The 17816-nt window shown below is 71.9% G+C and carries 18 protein-coding genes and 1 riboswitch; of the genes, 10 read left to right on the top strand and 8 right to left on the bottom strand.

Annotated elements, in window-relative coordinates:
* A complete protein-coding gene (aroA, locus tag ACIQPT_RS30070) occupies positions 1-1353 on the bottom strand; it encodes a 3-phosphoshikimate 1-carboxyvinyltransferase (RefSeq protein ID WP_401160395.1) in 1353 nt (450 codons plus the stop codon).
* A gap of 103 nt (positions 1354-1456) precedes the next feature.
* Entirely contained in the window at positions 1457-2170 is a 714-nt protein-coding gene (locus ACIQPT_RS30065; protein WP_401160393.1) for a M50 family metallopeptidase, read from the bottom strand.
* A 52-nt stretch (positions 2171-2222) separates the two neighbouring features.
* On the opposite strand from ACIQPT_RS30065, the gene ACIQPT_RS30060 reads away from it, so the two are divergent.
* The 9 genes from ACIQPT_RS30060 (at position 2223) to ACIQPT_RS30020 (ending at position 10646) form a co-directional block, all read left to right on the top strand.
* Entirely contained in the window at positions 2223-3038 is an 816-nt protein-coding gene (locus tag ACIQPT_RS30060; protein WP_401160391.1) for an SOS response-associated peptidase, read from the top strand.
* A 25-nt stretch (positions 3039-3063) separates the two neighbouring features.
* Positions 3064-3705: an alpha/beta family hydrolase gene (locus ACIQPT_RS30055; protein WP_401160389.1), complete on the top strand. Its 642-nt coding sequence runs from the start codon at positions 3064-3066 to the stop codon at positions 3703-3705.
* Between the two features lie 351 nt (positions 3706-4056).
* Entirely contained in the window at positions 4057-4713 is a 657-nt protein-coding gene (locus ACIQPT_RS30050; RefSeq protein ID WP_007458152.1) for a sigma-70 family RNA polymerase sigma factor, read from the top strand.
* On the top strand, positions 4710-5030 hold the full coding sequence (gene rsrA, locus ACIQPT_RS30045) for a mycothiol system anti-sigma-R factor (protein WP_401160387.1): 321 nt from the start codon (positions 4710-4712) through the stop codon (positions 5028-5030). Before ACIQPT_RS30050 ends, rsrA begins: the two co-directional genes overlap by 4 nt.
* 97 nt (positions 5031-5127) lie before the next feature.
* The gene (locus ACIQPT_RS30040) at positions 5128-6591 is read left to right on the top strand and encodes an HD-GYP domain-containing protein (RefSeq protein WP_401160534.1); all 1464 of its coding nucleotides are present in this window, start codon (positions 5128-5130) and stop codon (positions 6589-6591) included.
* Positions 6588-7874, top strand: a complete 1287-nt coding sequence (locus ACIQPT_RS30035; protein ID WP_401160386.1) for an HD-GYP domain-containing protein — start codon at positions 6588-6590, stop codon at positions 7872-7874. The genes ACIQPT_RS30040 and ACIQPT_RS30035 overlap by 4 nt, the downstream gene beginning before the upstream one ends.
* Before the next feature lie 92 nt (positions 7875-7966).
* The gene (locus tag ACIQPT_RS30030; protein ID WP_164219453.1) at positions 7967-8962 is read left to right on the top strand and encodes a hypothetical protein; all 996 of its coding nucleotides are present in this window, start codon (positions 7967-7969) and stop codon (positions 8960-8962) included.
* 120 nt (positions 8963-9082) lie between these two features.
* Positions 9083-9721: a peptide deformylase gene (def, locus tag ACIQPT_RS30025; RefSeq protein WP_401160384.1), complete on the top strand. Its 639-nt coding sequence runs from the start codon at positions 9083-9085 to the stop codon at positions 9719-9721.
* Positions 9722-9908: 187 nt separating this feature from the next.
* On the top strand, positions 9909-10646 hold the full coding sequence (locus tag ACIQPT_RS30020; protein WP_401160382.1) for a D-Ala-D-Ala carboxypeptidase family metallohydrolase: 738 nt from the start codon (positions 9909-9911) through the stop codon (positions 10644-10646).
* A 16-nt stretch (positions 10647-10662) separates the two neighbouring features.
* On the opposite strand, the gene ACIQPT_RS30015 is transcribed toward ACIQPT_RS30020, so the two are convergent.
* A complete protein-coding gene (locus ACIQPT_RS30015) occupies positions 10663-11643 on the bottom strand; it encodes a GlxA family transcriptional regulator (protein WP_401160380.1) in 981 nt (326 codons plus the stop codon).
* 81 nt (positions 11644-11724) lie between these two features.
* Here ACIQPT_RS30015 and ACIQPT_RS30010 point away from each other — a divergent pair, with 81 nt between their 5' ends.
* Positions 11725-11934 carry a hypothetical protein gene (locus tag ACIQPT_RS30010; RefSeq protein ID WP_401160378.1) on the top strand — a complete coding sequence of 70 codons (210 nt, stop codon included), beginning with the start codon at positions 11725-11727 and terminating at the stop codon, positions 11932-11934.
* A 57-nt stretch (positions 11935-11991) separates the two neighbouring features.
* Here ACIQPT_RS30010 and ACIQPT_RS30005 read toward each other — a convergent pair whose 3' ends face one another.
* From ACIQPT_RS30005 to ACIQPT_RS29985, 5 genes are all read right to left on the bottom strand, one after another.
* Positions 11992-12645, bottom strand: a complete 654-nt coding sequence (locus tag ACIQPT_RS30005; protein ID WP_401160377.1) for a hypothetical protein — start codon at positions 12643-12645, stop codon at positions 11992-11994.
* Between the two features lie 111 nt (positions 12646-12756).
* Positions 12757-13773: a ribonucleotide-diphosphate reductase subunit beta gene (locus ACIQPT_RS30000; protein WP_401160375.1), complete on the bottom strand. Its 1017-nt coding sequence runs from the start codon at positions 13771-13773 to the stop codon at positions 12757-12759.
* Entirely contained in the window at positions 13773-16196 is a 2424-nt protein-coding gene (locus ACIQPT_RS29995; protein WP_401160374.1) for a ribonucleoside-diphosphate reductase subunit alpha, read from the bottom strand. The genes ACIQPT_RS30000 and ACIQPT_RS29995 overlap by 1 nt, the downstream gene beginning before the upstream one ends.
* A gap of 136 nt (positions 16197-16332) precedes the next feature.
* Positions 16333-16468: riboswitch (cobalamin riboswitch) on the bottom strand.
* A gap of 52 nt (positions 16469-16520) precedes the next feature.
* Positions 16521-17030 (bottom strand): GNAT family N-acetyltransferase, encoded by a 510-nt coding sequence (locus ACIQPT_RS29990; RefSeq protein WP_401160372.1) that lies wholly within the window; start codon positions 17028-17030, stop codon positions 16521-16523.
* On the bottom strand, positions 17030-17710 hold the full coding sequence (locus tag ACIQPT_RS29985) for a hypothetical protein (RefSeq protein WP_401160370.1): 681 nt from the start codon (positions 17708-17710) through the stop codon (positions 17030-17032). Before ACIQPT_RS29985 ends, ACIQPT_RS29990 begins: the two co-directional genes overlap by 1 nt.
* Positions 17711-17816 lie beyond the last annotated feature (106 nt).

Here is a 17816-nt window from a genome sequence, read left to right as displayed (position 1 = left end):
CTAGGCCCCGAGCATTCCGGTCCACATGTCCGGGAAGTCCGGCAGGGTCTTGGCGGTCGTGCCCACGTTCTCGATCTCCACGCCCTTCACCGCCAGGCCGATGATCGCCCCGGCGGTGGCCATACGGTGGTCGTCGTACGTGTGGAAGGCGCCGCCGTGCAGCGGGCGCGGGCGGATGTGCAGCCCGTCGGCCGTCTCGGTGACATCGCCGCCCAGCTCGTTGATCTCCTTGGTCAGCGCGGCCAGCCGGTCCGTCTCGTGCAGCCGCAGATGGGCGACGCCGCTCAGCGTGGAGGGGGAGTCGGCCAGCGCCGCGACCGCCGCGATGCCGGGGGTCAGCTCGCCGACCTCGCCGAGGTTCACGTCGATGCCGTGGATCCGGCCCGTACCGGTGAAGGTCAGCCCGCGCTCGGTCAGCTCGCAGCTGCCGCCCATCGCGGTGAAGATCTCCCGCAGCGCGTCACCCGGCTGAGTGGTCCGCTCGGGCCAGTCGGGGATGGTGACCCGGCCGCCGGTCACCAGGGCCGCGGCCAGGAACGGCTGGGCGTTGGACAGGTCCGGCTCGATCGTCAGGTCCCGGCCGAGCAGGGCGGAGGGGGAGACCCGCCACACGTTCGGCTCGCCGCCCGTCTCCGGTTCGTCGACCTGGGCCCCGACGGCCCGCAGCATGTCGACGGTCATCCGGATGTGCGGCATCGAGGGGAGCGTGGAACCGGTGTGCCGGACCTCCACGCCCTGGTTGAAGCGCGGCCCCGACAGCAGCAGCGCCGAGACGAACTGCGAGGAGGACGAGGCGTCGATCGCCACCGGTCCGCCCTCCAGCGCCCCGCCGCCGTGCACGGTCAGCGGCAGCGCCCCGCGCCCGTCGTCGTCGATCCGCGCGCCGAGCGCCCGCAGCCCCTCGATCACGCCGGTCAGCGGGCGCTCGTAGGACCGGGGGTCGCCGTCGAAGCGGATCGGGCCGTCGGCGAGCGTGGCGACGGGCGGCAGGAAGCGCATCACCGTGCCGGCGTTGCCGACATCGACCGTGGCCGGACCGTGGAGCCCCGCCGGGATGACCCGCCAGGCCTCGCCGGAGCTGTCCGGGGAGGCCGCGGCGGACGGGCTGGTCGCGGACGAGGAGGAGACGGTCTCCTCGATGCCGACGCCCATCGCGCGCAGCGCCTCGGCCATCAGCAGGGTGTCGCGGGAGCGCAGCGGGCGGCGAAGCCAGCCCGGCTCGGCGGCCAGCGAGGCCAGCACGAGCGCGCGATTGGTGACCGATTTGGATCCGGGCACGGTGACGGTCGCGTCGACGGCTCCGCTCGCGTGGGGGGCGGGCCAGAGGGCGGGGTGCACGGAACTCTCGGTCATGGCCATCACTTTAGTGGTTCCCCGCCGACCCTGATCCTGACCAAAAGGGCGGAAACCGACTCGTAACGAGAGAGTGGTACGGACCGGAGCGCCCTGCCCGGTCTCACCACCCCAGCAGCCACCGTCCGCCGCCGATCAGCGAGGACAGCGACACCGCGTGGAAGAGGAACAGCCACAGCACCGCAGGGGCGTGGGTCAGCCGGGCCAGTTGGTCGGCGTCGGAGTCCGGGGCGCCGCCGTGGCGCCGCTTGGACTGGAGCTCGAACGGCGGCCGCACCCCGCCCAGCAGCAGGAACCACACCACCGCGTACGCGAACGCCGACTGCACGTCCGAGGAGGCCAGCCAGGACACCAGCAGGAAGGCCGTGCCGGTCAGGATGACGGTGAGGGCCCCGTACACATTGCGGATCATCACCAGCATCACCGCGAGCAGGGCCGTCGCCACCCACAACAGCAGGGTGATCCGGCCGTTCGTCAGCAGCCAGGCGCCGCCCAGGCCCAGCAGCGAGGGGGCCGTGTAGCCGGCCGCCGCCGTGAGGATCATGCCGATCCCGGTCGGCTTGCCGCGGCTCACGGTCAGCCCGCTGGTGTCCGAGTGCAGCCGGATGCCGGAGAGCTGCCGCCCGGTGAGCAGGGCCACCAGTCCGTGGCCGCCCTCGTGCGCGATGGTGATGGTGTTGCGCGCGAGCCGCCATATCGGGTTCGGCACGACGGCGATGAGCGCCAGGGCGGCCGTCACCACCACCAGCCACTGTTCGGGAGCGGACTGGGTTCCGGTGACGCGATCCCACAGATCGCCCAGTTCGGTGCTGTTCATCGGCGGGCGACTCCTTGCGGTGAGGGTGGGCGGTCGTGGCAGTCTGGCATCCATGTGCGGACGGTTTGCAGCCAGTCGGGCGCCCGAGGACCTGACCCAGCTCTTCGGCGTCGAGAAGTGGGAACCCACCGAGACCCTGGAGCCGGACTGGAACGTGGCGCCGACCAAAGAGGTCTACGCGGTTCTGGAGCGTCCTGTTAAGGACGCCGACGACCGGCGTCCGGTTCGTCAGCTGCGCGCCCTGAAATGGGGACTCGTGCCGTCCTGGTCGAAAACCCCCGAGGGCGCCGCCCGGATGATCAACGCCCGCGCCGAGAGCGTGCACGAGAAGCCCTCCTTCCGCCGCGCCTTCGCCCAGCGCCGCTGCATCCTGCCCGCCGACGGTTACTACGAGTGGGTCACCGGCTCTCAGGAGCGGCAGCTGGAGGAGAAGAAGGGCAAGAAAAGGGCCCGGAAACAGCCCTACTTCGTGACCCCGGCCGACGGCTCGGTCTTCGCGATGGCCGGACTGTACGAGTTCTGGCGCGATACGACGCTGCCCGGCGACCACGAGAACGCCTGGTGGGTGACGTGCTCGGTGATCACCACCGAGGCCGAGACCACCCCGCTGGCCGTCGCCCCCGCCGAGGGGCCCGGCGCCCTCGCCGACATCCACCCCCGGATGCCGCTGATGCTCACGCCCGACCGCTGGGACACCTGGCTGGACCCCTCGCACACCGGCGAGGACGATCTGCGGGCCCTGCTGGAGCCGCCGCCCGGCGGGCTGATGCGCGCCTACCCGGTCGCCACCGCCGTCAGCAACGTCCGCAACAACGGGCCCGAACTGCTGGCGGAGCTGGCCGCGCCGGAGGAGTCCACGCTGTTCTGAACGGCGCGCGGGGGAGGATGGCCCGGTGAGCCGTCAAAGGAGTACGCAGAACGTCACCACCGACGCCGGTGAGGCCAGGATCACCTGGGTCCCCGCGTCCGCGCCCCGCCTCGTGCTGGCCGCCGGCCACGGGGCGGGCGGCGGCATCGAGGCCCGCGATCTGAAGGCCCTCGCCGCCGTCCTGCCCGGACACGGTGTCACCGTCGCCCTGGTGGAGCAGCCCTGGCGGGTGGCCGGCAAGAAGGTGGCCCCCGCCCCGAAGACCCTGGACACCGGCTGGCGCGGTCTGTGGCCCGCCCTGGCCGCTCCCGGGCTGCCCGTCGTCGCCGGGGGCCGCAGCGCCGGGGCCAGGGTCGCCTGCCGGACGGCCACGGAGCTGGGCGCGGCGGCCGTCCTCGCGCTCAGCTTTCCGCTGCACCCTCCGGGCAAGCCGGAGAGGTCCCGCGCCGACGAACTGCTCGGCGCCGGAGTGCCCACCCTGGTGGTCCAGGGCGGCAACGACCCGTTCGGCCGGCCCGACGAGTTCCCGCCCGGCCCCTACGAGCTGACCGAAGTGCCGCACGGCGACCACGGGTTCGCGGTGCCGAAGAGGTCCGGGACGACCGAGGAGCAGACAATGCGCCTCCTCACCGACGCGGTCGCCGGGTGGCTCACGTCACTCGGATGACGTAGCGGATGACGTAACGGGTGGCGCAGGGGACGACGTAGCGGGCGACATGGGTGGCCCGGAGCCTCCCGCGCGTGGCACAGGCCCCGGGAATGCTCCGCGCGGGGGCGCTGTTGTTCGGGACGTCGGTACAACAACGTCGTACGTGGAGAGGGAGTCCGTCGCATGGGTTCGACCATCTGCCCCAGCCGCTCGAACGCCGCTGACCTGGAGTGGAGCGTGCTGCCTGCGGCGAGGACCACCCCCGAGCGGCCCCTGGGCGCCGGTAATCGACAGGCCGCCGCCAAGCAAGGTCGACTATTCTCCGAGGCGAGCGGGTCCGGTTTCGGCTCCGCCACATCGTTGGAGGAGGTGGGTCCGGTCACTGGGACCGACACAGGGACCGACGACGGCCGTGCACCGGAGACGTCAGCCGAGCGCAACGCGCGCTTCGAGCGGGACGCCCTCGGCTTTCTCGACCAGATGTACTCGGCCGCACTGCGCATGACGCGCAACCCCGCCGATGCCGAGGACCTGGTCCAGGAGACCTACGCCAAGGCGTACGGCTCCTTCCACCAGTTCCGTGAGGGCACCAACCTCAAGGCGTGGATGTACCGCATTCTCACCAACACCTTCATCAACTCGTACCGCAAGAAGCAGCGGGAGCCCCAGCGCAGCGCCGCCGAGGAGATCGAGGACTGGCAGCTGGCCCGGGCCGAGTCGCACATGTCGACCGGTCTGCGCTCGGCGGAGTCCCAGGCGCTCGACCATCTCCCGGACTCCGACGTGAAGTCGGCGCTCCAGGCGATTCCCGAGGAGTTCCGCATCGCCGTGTATCTCGCCGATGTCGAGGGCTTTGCCTACAAGGAGATCGCGGACATCATGGGGACTCCCATCGGTACGGTGATGTCCCGGCTGCACCGCGGCCGCCGTCAGTTGCGCGGCATGCTGGAGGACTACGCCCGTGAGCGCGGGCTCGTCGCGGCCGGTGCCGGTGACTCGGACGATCGGAAGGGCTCGGCCTCATGAGCTGCGGAGAGCCGCACGAGACGGATTGCTCGGAGGTCCTCGACCATCTCTACGAGTTTCTCGACCGGGAGATGCCCGAGGGCGACTGCACGAAGTTCGAGGTGCACTTCGAGGAGTGCTCCCCGTGCCTGGAGAAGTACGGCCTCGAACAGGCCGTGAAGAAGCTGGTCAAGCGCTGCTGCGGACAGGACGACGTCCCGACCGACCTGCGCTCCAAGGTGATGGGCCGGATCGATCTGATCCGGGCCGGTGAGACCGTGCCCGATCACGATGTGTCCGTGCAGGACGCGGACCGGTCGGCGACCGCCGCCGAATAGTCACCCGAATGTGCTAATCGGATCCGTAGCGGCTCGGTGAGCCGCTCAACTCGCTAGCGTGGCGCGTCCATCGACCATGCTGGGGGCGAGTGCGGGCGTGAGGGGCACACCGGCGGCGGCACGTGCCTGCATCCTGGCCGCCGTCCTCTGCGCGATCTGGTGCGCGCTCCCCGCGTACGCCCCCGACGCCCCGGTTCCGTGGGGCACGGCGGCCCTGCTCGCCGCACTCGGTATCGGCTGCGAGTCGGCCGGCCGCCGCGTGCTCGCCCAGGGCTCCGGACCGCTCGCCGCCGGGTCGTTCCTCCCGATCCTCCTCACCGCCGTCTTCCTGCTGCCGCCCGCGGCCGCCGCGCTGGTGGCGGTGGGCGGCTCACTGGCCGGGCGGGTGGAGCAGCCGCCGTACGCGGCCCGCCGGATCTGGCGGGCCGCCCAGCTCGCCCTCACCTGCGCCGCCGCCTCCTGGGTCCACACGGCCCTCGGCGGCCCCGCGACCCTCGGCGGCGGGGGAGCGGCCCCGGACTTCCCCCGCGCCCTGCTGCCCGCCTGCGCCGCGGCGGTCGCCTTCAGCCTGGTGCTGACCGCGCTGGACGGCGTCATCCTCGCGGCGGCCGAGCGCAGGCCCCCGCTCCGTACGGCCCGCACACTGCTGCCGCGCGCGCTCGGGCCGCATCTGGTCCACGCGCTCGCCGGGCTGATGATGGCCGTCCTGTGGCGGAGCCCGTACGGTCCCCTCTCCGCGCTCCTCGTCCTGCTGCCGATGTACCTCTCCTGCTGGGTCTTCGCCCAGTACCACCGTGAACAGGCCGCCCACCGCGCCACCATCCGCGCCCTGGTGCACGCCGTCGACATCAAGGACGCCTACACCCGGGGCCACAGCGAGCGGGTCGGCCGGGCCTCCGTCCTGATCGCCCGTGAACTCGGCATGGACGAGAGCCGGGTGGAAGGACTCCGGTTCGCCGGGATCCTGCACGACGTCGGGAAGCTGGGCGTCCCCACCCGGGTCCTGCGCAAGGACGGGCCCCTCACCCCCGAGGAGCGCCGGATCATGGAGCTGCACCCGGAGTACGGGCACGAGATCGTCCGGGGCATCGGCTTCCTGGACGAGGCCCGCGACGCGATCCTGCACCACCACGAACGGCTCGACGGCAGCGGCTATCCGTACGGGCTCAGCGGCTCGCGGATCCCCGAGTTCGCCCGGGTCGTCGCCGTCGCCGACGCCTTCGACGCGATGACCTCCACCCGCTCCTACCGCCGGGCCCGCCCGGTGGCCGCCGCGCTCGCCGAGCTGGAGCGGTGCGCGGGCAGCCAGTTCGACCCCCGGATGGTGCGGGCGCTGGACCGCGCGCTGGACCGGCACGGCTGGAGCGCCGCCGACACCGCCGTCACGGCCGACGAACCGCACGGCCCGGTGGACGGTGCGGCAGGCGGAGCGCTGGACGGTGCGGTCGACGGGGCCCGCCGTGGACCGGGGCCCGTGCCCGCCGCCCGGTCGGCGGGGCACACGGTCGCCGGTCCCCGGCCGCCTGCGGGCACCCGTCCGTCCCGGGTCCGCCGCCGATGAGGGCCCCGTACGGGAGTGGCCTGCCCGCCCCCGCCGTCCTCGCGGTGCGCGGGGCCGCGCTTCTCCTCGCCCTCGTCGCCCTCGCCCACACCCTGGTACACGGGCTCGCCGGACCCGGCCACGCCCTGGCCTTCGGGCTCCTGGTCGCCGCCGGGGAACTGGCCCGCCGGGGCGCCGCCCCCGGGGAGCGGGAGCCCGCGCCGCTCGCCGCCGCCGGGGCCCTCGCGTACGCCCTGCTCGGGGACAGCGCCGGGCGGCCGACCACGCACGGGGCGCTCCAGGTGATCGCCGTGGTGGTCGCCGCGCAGGTGCTCGCCGGCGTCCCGCGGGTGGCGGGCGGCCGGTGCGTGGACGCGGACCGGGCCGCCCGCCGGACCCTGACCGTGGGCTTCGCGGCGGTCTGCTTCCAGCCGCTGTACAACTCCGGCCAGGCCGCCCGCTGGTTCGGCGACGGGCCGTACTTCGCGCTGTTCCCGCTCGCGGTCCTGGCACTGACCGCCCTGTGCGACGCCCTGCTGGCCGCCCTCCTGGCGCGTTCGGCGGCCCGCCCCGAAGGGCTCGGCGCCCCGCCCCCGTACGGTCCGCTCCTGGCCGACGAGGTGCGGGCGCTCGCCGGGATCGGGACCGCGGTCGGCGCGACCGGCGTGGTGCTGGCGCTGGGGGTCGCGGTCGCCGGGCCGTGGGCGCTGCCCGTGCTCTGCGGGCCGCTGCTGCTCACGCAGGTCTCCATCCGCCGGTACGCGGCCGTCCGCACGACCCGCCGGCAGACGATGGCCTCGCTCGCCCGCGCCACCGAGATCGCCGGGTACACCCCGCCCGGCCATGCCCATCGGGTCGCCGCGCTCGCCGTCGCCGTGGGGCGGGAGCTGGGGCTGACCGGGCCGCAGCTGACCGTCCTGGAGCACGCCGCCCTGATGCACGACATCGGCCAGCTCTCCCTCCTCGACCCGGTCACCGGCGGTGCGACCGCCCGGCTGCCCGCCGCCGAGCAGCGCCGGATCGCCCTGCTCGGCGGGGCGGTGGTGCGCCGCACCGGGGTCGATCCGGCGGTCGCGGCGGTGGTGGAGCAGCAGGCCGATCCGTACCGGGAACAACTGCCCGCCGCCAGGATCGTCAGGACGGTCAACGCATACGACGACCTGCGCGGGGAATGCGTGGGCGGGCCGCTCGGCGCGCTGGAGCGGCTCAGGCTCTCCACCGGGCACGACCACCAGCCGCAGGTGGTGGAGGCGCTGGGACGCGTCCTCGCGCGGGGCGGTCTGACCCCGGCCGGAGCTGGGTAACCCATGGGTAATGAGCGGGCGTCCGGCCGGGCATGGTTGGATGCGAAAGCAGAGCGGATGACGAGGGTGTCCAGTCGGGACAGGCGGGAATCGTGAGGATCTTCGGGAAGGTACGGCATCGGCCGTCCGCCTCTTGGCGGCAGGCCACGGACCGCGCGTTCACGCTGATCGGCGACGGCCGGTACGAGGACGCGGGGGCGCTGCTGACGCGCGCGGCGGATCTGGAGCCCTGGCTCTCGGAGTCCTGGTTCAATCTGGCGCTGCTGCACAAGTTCCGGCACGACTGGGAGCAGGCGAGGGCGGCGGGCCTGCGGGCCGTCGCGCTGCTCGACCGGGAGTCCGGCGCCCCGGACTGGTGGAACGTGGGGATCGCGGCCACCGCGCTCCAGGACTGGCCGCTGGCGCGGCGGGCCTGGCAGGCGTACGGACTGAAGGTCCCCGGCGGCGGCCAGCACAGCGCGGCCACCACCGAGCCGACCGGCATGGAGCTGGGCAGCGCCGCCGTGCGGCTCTCGCCGGAGGGCGAGGCCGAGGTGGTCTGGGGCCGCCGGCTCGACCCGGCCCGGATCGAGGTGCTCTCGATCCCGCTGCCGTCCTCCGGGCGGCGCTGGGGCGAGGTCGTCCTGCACGACGGGGTGCCCAACGGCGAGCGGGTCACCGCGGCCGGGCCCGCGTATCCGGTGTTCGACGAGATCGAGCTGTGGGCGCCCTCCCCGGTGCCGACCTGGGTGGTGCTGCTGGAGGCGGCCACCGAGGACGACCGGGACGCGCTGGAGAAGCTGGCGTCGGACGCCGGGTTCGCCGCCGAGGACTGGTCCTCGTCCGTGCGGCTGCTGTGCCGGGCGTGTTCGGAGAGCCGGATGGAGAGCGACGAGGGCGACGGGGAGCACCTGGACCCGCACGACCACAGCGAGCCGGGCCACCCGGGACCGCTCGGCCATCGCACCGCGGGCGCCGGTGACCTGTGGGTCCCGGAGCGCGAGTGCGGTCTCGCGGCCCCCGCCGGTCTGGTGCGCGGGCTGCTGGACGGCTGGGTCGCCGACAGCCCGGACAGCCGCGAGTGGCGGGATCTCGAAGAAGTCTGCTGACCTGTGCCCGTAGGCTGTACGCGCACCGATCGCGGTGCTGTTCCACCCGTGGTTCCCGGGCTCTGACGGGAAGCGGCGGGGTCACCGAGTTCAGGTTTTGCAGGAAGGCGTACGGCGGACATGTCGCAGCAGGAGACGGACGGGCGGATCGGCGTGGACGACGAGGGGTTCCTCGTCGACACGGAGGACTGCGAGGAGCGCGAGGCGGCCTATCGCGAGCGCGGTACCTCCCGTCCGATCACGGTCGTGGGCAACCCGGTGCTGCACAAGGAGTGCAAGGACGTCACGGCGTTCGACGACGAGCTGGCGCGGCTCATCGACGACATGTTCGCCAGCCAGAAGACGGCCGAGGGCGTGGGCCTGGCCGCCAACCAGATCGGCGTGGACCTGAAGGTCTTCGTCTACGACTGCCCGGACGACGACGGCAACCGGCACACCGGAGTGGTCTGCAACCCGGTCCTGGAGGAGCTGGCCCCCGAGGCACGGGTGCTGGACGACTCCAACGAGGGCTGCCTCTCGGTGCCGACCGCGTACGCCTCGCTCGCCCGCCCCGACTACGCGGTGGTGCGCGGACAGGACGCGCAGGGCAACCCGATCAAGGTGCGGGGCAGCGGCTACTTCGCGCGCTGCCTCCAGCACGAGACGGACCACCTGTACGGCTACCTGTACATCGACCGGCTCTCCAAGCGGGAGCGCAAGGACGCGCTGCGGCAGATGGACGAGGGCACGCCGCGCTACGAGGTCGTCCCGAACGACTGAGGACGTCGTGGGACGCCGCAGGACGTCGTGGCAGGGGCTCGGCACCGGTTCGCCGGTGCCGGGCCCCTGCCGCTTTTCGCGGACCCTTGGCAGATAACTGCAGTTTCCCCAGGGGTAGTTGACGCGCGTAGCTGACCGGGGGCAGGCTCACGGGCACATCGACCGTGACGTTCAGAGGGAGACCCCTGTGCTGAGACGTACCGCACGCGTTCTGCTCGGACTTGTCATGACCGTTACATTCGCCTTGGGGGGTGCGGTGCTGACCGCCGGCACCGCGCAGGCCGACGGCTGCTACACCTGGCACCGGACCCTGAAGTCCGGTGCCACCGGCAACGACGTCACCCAGCTCCAGATCCGGGTGGCCGGCTACCCGGGCTACAACGCGGTGCTCGCCATCGACGGCTCCTACGGCCCGGCCACCACCGCCGCCGTCAAGCGGTTCCAGGCGGCCTACGGCCTGGCCGCCGACGGGGTCGCGGGCCCCGCCACCCAGGCCAAGCTCTACGCGCTCCAGGACAACGACTGCACGCCGATCCACTTCACGTACCCCGAGCTCAACAAGTGCAACAGCACCTGGGCCGGCGGGAAGGTCGCGGCGGGCACGGCCAAGGCCAACGCGCTGAGCAGCATGTGGAAGCTGGAGGCGCTGCGCCACGCGCTCGGCGACAAGTCCATCCGCGTCACCAGCGGCTTCCGCTCCGCCTCCTGCAACGCGGCCGTCGGCGGAGCCTCCAACAGCCGTCATATGTACGGTGACGCGGTCGACCTCGGCGTCTCCCCGCACTCGCTCTGCACGCTGGCCAAGCAGGCCCGCAACCACGGCTTCCGGGGGATCCTCGGCCCGGGCTACGCCGGCCACAACGACCACGTGCACGTCAACCAGGGCCCCAGCCGCTTCTGGTCGGCGCCCAGCTGCGGCGTCTGACCCTTCCGCGCCGCTCTCAGGCGACGTCGGGCACGGCCGTGGCCGCCGGGCCCCGGAACGTACGGCGGTAGGCGTTCGGCGTGGTGCCCAGTGACCGCACGAACTGGTGTCGCAGCGTCGCCGCCGTACCGAAGCCCGTCTGCCCCGCGATCGTGTCGATCGTCCGGTCGGAGGTCTCCAGCAGATGCTGGGCCAGCAGCACCCGCTGCCGCAGCAGCCAGCGGTACGGCGTGGTCCCGGTCTCCTGCTGGAACCGCCGGGCGAAGGTGCGCGGCGACATGTGCGCCAGCGCGGCCAGCTGCTCCACGCTCATCTCCTGGTCGAGGTGCTGTTCCATCCACGCCAGCGTCGAGCCGACCGTGTCGCAGGCGTTCCGGGGGAGCGGGCGGCTGATGTACTGCGCCTGCCCGCCGTCCCGGTGCGGCGGCACCACCATGCGCCGCGCGAGGGTGTTGGCCGCCTCCTGGCCGTACTCCTGCCGGATCAGGTGCAGGCAGGCGTCGATCCCGGCGGCGGTGCCCGCCGAACTGATCACCGGGCCCTCGTCCACGTACAGCACGTCCGGCTCGACGATCGCCTTCGGGTAGCGCCGGGCCAGCTCCGCCGCGTGCCGCCAGTGGGTGGTGCAGCGGCGGCCGTCCAGCAGCCCGGCCGCGCCGAGGACGTACGCCCCCGAGCAGACGCTCAGCACCCGCGAGCCGCGCTCCACGGCCCGGCGCAGCGCGTCGAGGAGCTCCTCGGGATACTCCCGCGCCATGAAGTTGCTGCCCGCCGGCACGGCGATGAGATCGGCCTCCTCCAGCCGCTCCAGGCCGTGCGGTGTGGTGATGGTGAAGCCCGCGTGGGTGTTCAGGACGGGTCCCTCGGCGGAGACCACCGCGAAATCGTGCACCGGCAGCCCCTCGTCGCTGCGGTCCAGGCCGAACACCTCGCACAGGACGCCGAGTTCGAAGGGGTGGACCTCATCGAGGAGGAGGGCGGCGACATTGGTCAGCATGGAGCGAGTGTGGCAGCTATTTGACGTCCCATGGCAGTCCTGCCACTGATGATTTTCGCTCCGGCGGTCCAGAGTAGAGACATGAACACATTCCTGAACTACCTGGTCGTAGCAGCACTTTTCGCCCTCGTCCTCGCGCCCGTCGTCCTCGGCGCCGCCCGCGAACTCCGTATCGACCGCCAGCTGCGGGAGGCGGAACGGGGGGAGGTGGCGCTGACAGAAACGGAAAGAGCCGCGCGACCTCATGAGGTCACGCGGCGCTCCTACCCGAAGGGGTGGGCGAACGTCTAGGGGAGCCCTGCCGGTCCGACCACGGCTCTGCCCGGCCGCTCCGAAGGGGAATCCTGCTCAGCCGACGACGGAGAAGAAGACCGAAGTGTCCTCGGCCCACCAGAAGGAGCCTTCACCGTCAGCCCATTCGGAGTACCAGCCGTCGAGGGCATCGATCAGCTCCTTCAGTTCGTACCTGAGGTCGGGGTCGATCCGGTCCAGCGCCTCACGGTAAGCCTTGATGGCGGGCCCGGCCTTCTGCATCGGCCAGTACCCGATCTCCGGTGACCCCTCCACGGGCCGGGGAATGCGGAACGCGATCTCGGTCGGCGGTCCGCTGAAGATGTACTGACTGGGCAGCAGGTCCGCTGCGACGCCCGCCGTGCTCAACTCGTCGTCCAGAGTGGTGAAGACGGTGATGGGGCTGCGGTAGCTCGCCAGCGTGGATATGTCGCTGCCGTTGTGGTCGATGATGATCTGGAGAGCCGCGTAGTAGGCGCTTCCGGCCCATTCGGCGGTGGAGTCGGCACGCCCGGAGGCCAGCTGCTCCAGGGCGTCCTGCACCGGCAGTCCCCAGTCCACGCCTTGGGCGTCCAGATCATCCTGGCGGGCTCGGGCCACCGCCTGCATCCTGTCCAGCAGTTGCAGGTTGTCGGCGGTCAGATCCTTCGCGGGAAGGAATCGTGCGATCTCTCCGCGGTTCGCCATGCTGTAATTCACGATCTTGCTCATGGGGGCATTCTCCCAACAGGCCCCACGCCATCCCTCTCAGCCCCGGGTGCAGACCAGGCAACAGACGTGGTCCCGGGCACCGACCGGTGCCCGGGACCACCTGGTCAAGGCCTAGAAGTCGTCGTCGAACCCGACCGAGCCCTCCACGGCCACCTGATAGGCGGACGGGCGGCGCTCGAAGAAGTTCGTCAGCTCCTGGACACCCTGGAGCTCCATGAAGGAGAACGGGTTCTCCGAGCCGTACACCGTCGGGAAGCCGAGGCGCGCGAGCCGCTGGTCGGCGACGCACTCCAGGTACTGGCGCATCGACTCGGTGTTCATGCCCGGCAGGCCCTCGCCGCACAGGTCGCGGCCGAACTGCAGCTCCGCCTCGACCGCTTCCTTCAGCATGTCGGTGACCTGCTGCTCCAGCGCGTCGTCGAAGAGCTCCGGCTCCTCCTTGCGGACGGTGTCCACGACCTCGAACGCGAAGTTCATGTGCATCGTCTCGTCACGGAACACCCAGTTGGTGCCCGTGGCGAGACCGTGCAGCAGACCCCGCGAGCGGAACCAGTACACGTACGCGAACGCGCCGTAGAAGAACAGCCCCTCGATGCACGCCGCGAAGCAGATCAGGTTCAGCAGGAAGCGGCGGCGGTCCGCCTTCGTCTCCAGCTGGTCGATCTTCTCGACCGAGTCCATCCACTTGAAGCAGAACTGCGCCTTCTCACGGATCGAGGGGATCTCCTCGACCGCGTCGAACGCCGCCGCCCGGTCGTCCGGGTCGGGCAGATAGGTGTCCAGCAGCGTCAGATAGAACTGGACGTGCACGGCCTCCTCGAAGAGCTGCCGCGACAGATACAGCCGCGCCTCGGGGGAGTTGATGTGCTTGTACAGCGTCAGCACGAGGTTGTTCGAGACGATCGAGTCACCGGTCGCGAAGAACGCCACCAGCCGGCCGATCATGTGCTGCTCACCCGGCGACAGCTTGGCGAGGTCGGAGACGTCCGAGTGGAGGTCGACCTCCTCCACGGTCCAGGTGTTCTTGATCGCGTCCCGGTAGCGCTCGTAGAAGTCCGGGTAGCGCATGGGGCGCAGGGTCAGCTCGAAGCCCGGGTCGAGCAGGTTCTTGTTGTCGTCGGTGCTCATTACTGGCAGGCCTCGCAGGACTCGGGGTTTTCGAGGGAGCAGGCGATGGCGTCCGCGTCGGGAGCCGAAGCCTGCTGTACGGGAATGGGGGCGGCGGCGGCCGTCTGACCGGACGCGGCACGGGCGATCCGGGTCGCCGGGCGCGAACGCAGGTAGTACGTCGTCTTCAGCCCCTGCTTCCAGGCGTACGCGTACATCGAGGAGAGCTTGCCGATCGTCGGCGTCTCCAGGAACAGGTTGAGCGACTGGCTCTGGTCGAGGAACGGCGTACGGGCCGCCGCCATGTCGATCAGGCCGCGCTGCGGGATCTCCCACGCGGTGCGGTACAGCGCCCGCACGTCGTCGGGGATCCAGGCGAAGCCCTGCACGGAGCCGCTGGCCTCGCGCAGCGCCTCACGGGTGCGGGCGTCCCACACGCCGAGCTTCTTCAGCTCGTCCACCAGGTAGGCGTTGACCTGGAGGAACTCACCGCTGAGCGTCTCGCGCTTGAACAGGTTGGAGACCTGCGGCTCGATGCACTCGTACACCCCGGCGATCGAGGCGATCGTGGCGGTCGGCGCGATGGCCAGCAGCAGCGAGTTGCGCATGCCGGTCTTCGCGACCCGGGCGCGCAGGGCGTCCCAGCGCTCCGGCCAGTTCAGCTCGGTGTCGTAGTGGTCGGGGTGCAGCACACCGCGCGCGGCACGCGTCTCGGACCAGGCGGGCAGCGGACCGGAGCGCTCCGCGAGGTCGCAGGACGCCTCGTACGCGGCGAGCATGATCCGCTCGGAGATCTTCGTGGAGAGCGCGCGGGCCTGCGGCGAGTCGAAGGGCAGACGCAGCTGGAAGAAGACGTCCTGGAGGCCCATCGCACCCAGGCCCACCGGTCGCCAGCGGGAGTTGGAGCGCCCGGCCTGCTCGGTCGGGTAGAAGTTGATGTCGACGACCCGGTCCAGGAAGGTCACGGCGGTACGGACGGTGGCGTCCAGGCGCTCCCAGTCGATCGAGCCGTTCGCGACGAACGCGCCCAGGTTGACCGAGCCCAGGTTGCAGACGGCCGTCTCGCCGTCGTCGGTGACCTCAAGGATCTCCGTGCACAGGTTCGAGGAGTGCACGACCCGGCCCGGCTCGGCCGTCTGGTTCGCGGTCCGGTTGGAGGCGTCCTTGAACGTCATCCAGCCCTGACCGGTCTGCGCGAGGGTCCGCATCATCCGGCCGTACAGCTCACGCGCCGGAATCGTCCTGCGGGCCAGGCCCTTGGCCTCGGCCGCGCGGTAGGCGGCGTCGAACGCGTCGCCCCACAGGTCCACCAGCTCGGGCACCTCGGCGGGCGAGAACAGCGACCAGTCGGTGTCCGCGTCGACCCGGCGCATGAACTCGTCCGGGATCCAGTGCGCCAGGTTCAGGTTGTGCGTACGCCGCTGGTCCTCACCGGTGTTGTCGCGGAGCTCCAGGAACTCCTCGATGTCCGCGTGCCAGGTCTCCAGGTAGACCGCGGCCGCGCCCTTGCGCCGGCCGCCCTGGTTCACCGCCGCGACGGAGGCGTCCAGCGTCTTGAGGAACGGCACGATGCCGTTGGAGTGCCCGTTGGTGCCCCGGATCAGCGAACCCCGGGCGCGGATGCGGGAGTAGGAGAGGCCGATACCGCCCGCGTGCTTCGAGAGGCGTGCCACCTGGTGGTAGCGGTCGTAGATCGAGTCCAGCTCGTCCTTCGGCGAGTCCAGCAGATAGCAGGAGGACATCTGCGGGTGCCGGGTGCCGGAGTTGAAGAGGGTGGGGGAGGAGGGGAGGTAGTCCAGCCGGCTCATCAGCCCGTAGAGCGCGGCGACCTCGTCCAGCGCCCGCACCGACTCGTCCTCGGCGAGGCCGGCGGCCACGCGCAGCATGAAGTGCTGCGGGGTCTCGATGACCTGGCGGGTGATCGGGTGGCGCAGGAGGTAACGGCTGTGCAGCGTACGGAGACCGAAGTAGCCGAAGCGGTCGTCGGCGCCGTCCGCCAGCGTCCGCTCGACGAGCTCGTCCAGCGCCGTGGAGTGCAGCTCCACGAACGCGGCGGTGCGGTCGGCGATCAGGCCCTCGCGGTGTCCGACGGCGACCGAGGCGGAGAAGGACGTCGCGCCCTGCCCCGCGGCCTCGTCCGCGATCGTGCGGGTCAGCAGCCGGGCGGCGAGCCGGGAGTACGCCGGGTCCTCGGAGATCAGCCCCGCGGCGGCCTCGGTGGCCAGCGAGCGCAGCTCGGCCTCGTCGGAACGGGCGTTGCGCCCGCGCAGCGCGGCGGCCGCGACCCGGCCGGGGTCGGTGTCGGGCAGATCGACGGTGAGGTCGGTCAGGGTCCGCAGCAAGGCGGTCCCGGGTCCGTCGTTCGGGGCTTTACCGGCCGTGGTGGACGCTGCGGACTCGGCGGATTCGGTGGCTGAAACCGGATCGGCGGGCGCGATGGTCACTGGGCTTTCCCTCGCTCGGCAGGGGGCCGGCGGAAGGCGGGGAAGCCGGGCAGCGCGAAACCCCGGGCAGGGCAGCACAGCTGACGGCGTCCACCGGCCTATCCGCGAGGCCCGGACGTCTGGCGTCCGGTTCGGTCGAGCCGGACGCGCTGTCGACAGGTCTTCGGACTTCAGGTGTGCAAAAGCACACTGATCACACCGTTGCGGGACAGTTCCGGATTCGCACCGGATTCCCCTGCGACGACAGCGAGGTCGAGCATACATGTGGGGGCCGCCAGATGCTGCGGCCCCCACATGTTGTGTCGCGACGATTTAATACGCCCCTCAGGAGACCGCCCCCAGCTCCAGCCGGAAGGTCATGAGGCGCAGGCCCGGCACCGGTTCCCAGTCCCGTTCGGGGGTCCGCACAAAGCCGAGCCGACGGTAGATCCTATGGGCCGAGAGCATGGCCGGCTGCGTCGACAGCACCAGTCCCCGGACGCCTTCGGTGGACCGGGCGCGCTCGACGCACGCCCGCACGAGGGCCTCTCCCACGCCCCGGCCGCGCCCCGCGCGGGCCACGGCCAGCATCCGGAATTCGGCCTCGTCCGGACCGGCGATGTCGCGCCACGGAGTGCCGGGAGCGGCATATGTCACACCCCCGAGCACCGTCCCGTCCGTGTCGAGTGCGACCAGCACCTCGGCCTCGGCCGCCCGCTGTTGGACCGCCCGCAGTTTGAGCAGATACGGGTCCTGCGGGCCGTCCAGCAGATCGTCGCCGAGATACGCCTCGGCGATGATCTCGCCGAGCACGGCGTACTCGCCGGGCTCCGCCACCCTGATCGTCAGATCCATCAGCCACTCGCTCCCACGTCGTTGTTCGGGGCGCCGTCGCCCACCGGCGGCAGGTCGCCGCGCTCGACCGGCTGCCGCCCGGAGGCCTCCCCGGCCGGCGGCAGCACCCGGTCCAGCTCGTGGTCGTCGGCGCGGTGGGCGAGCAGCGAGGCCGACCGCAGCGTCGCCCGGTCCACGTCCCGGAGCGTCCCGCTCACCGTGACCACGAGTCCCGCCTGCTCCCGGGCGTACGCGTGGCCCGACTCCGTGGCGCGGTACCACTGTTCGCCCTGCCGCTCGCAGGTCACCAGGGGCTCCTGGCCGCCCTCGGGCGCGGGATTCTCCGTACAGTCGGCCACGGCGGGCGGGCGGCGCTCCACCGACAGCCGGATCTGCCCGCCCTCGGGCGTGGTGTAGACGCTGCCGAACCCGTCGTCGCCGATCACCCCGACCGACTGGTGGGCCAGCGTGTACCCCGGGACCTCGGTCACCCACACATGCTCCGTGAGGGTCTGCGCGGCCCGTGCCCGCGCCTCCAGCTCCGCCCGGTCGGGCGCCGGAGCGGTCGAGCCGCTCCGCCCCGCCGCCTCCGAGCCGGGCGCCCGCTCGGTGCCGCAGCCCGTCGCCGCCGCCAGGGCCAACGCCAGCGTCATGGTCAGGAGTACGGGCCGGAGCCGGGGCCGCCGGGAGCGCGATGTCATGGGCACATCCTTTCGTACGGTGGAGGCTCCGCGCACCGGGAAATCGAACGGCGGCGGGCGGCGGACGAGCCCGTACGAGGCACGAGAAGGGGCCGCCGCGCCCCGG

The organism is Streptomyces sp. NPDC091289 (assembly GCF_044757365.1).
Taxonomy (GTDB): Bacteria; Actinomycetota; Actinomycetes; order Streptomycetales; family Streptomycetaceae; genus Streptomyces.
The sequence above is the reverse complement of the archived record's forward strand: the minus strand, read 5'-3'. Positions and strand labels throughout refer to the sequence as shown.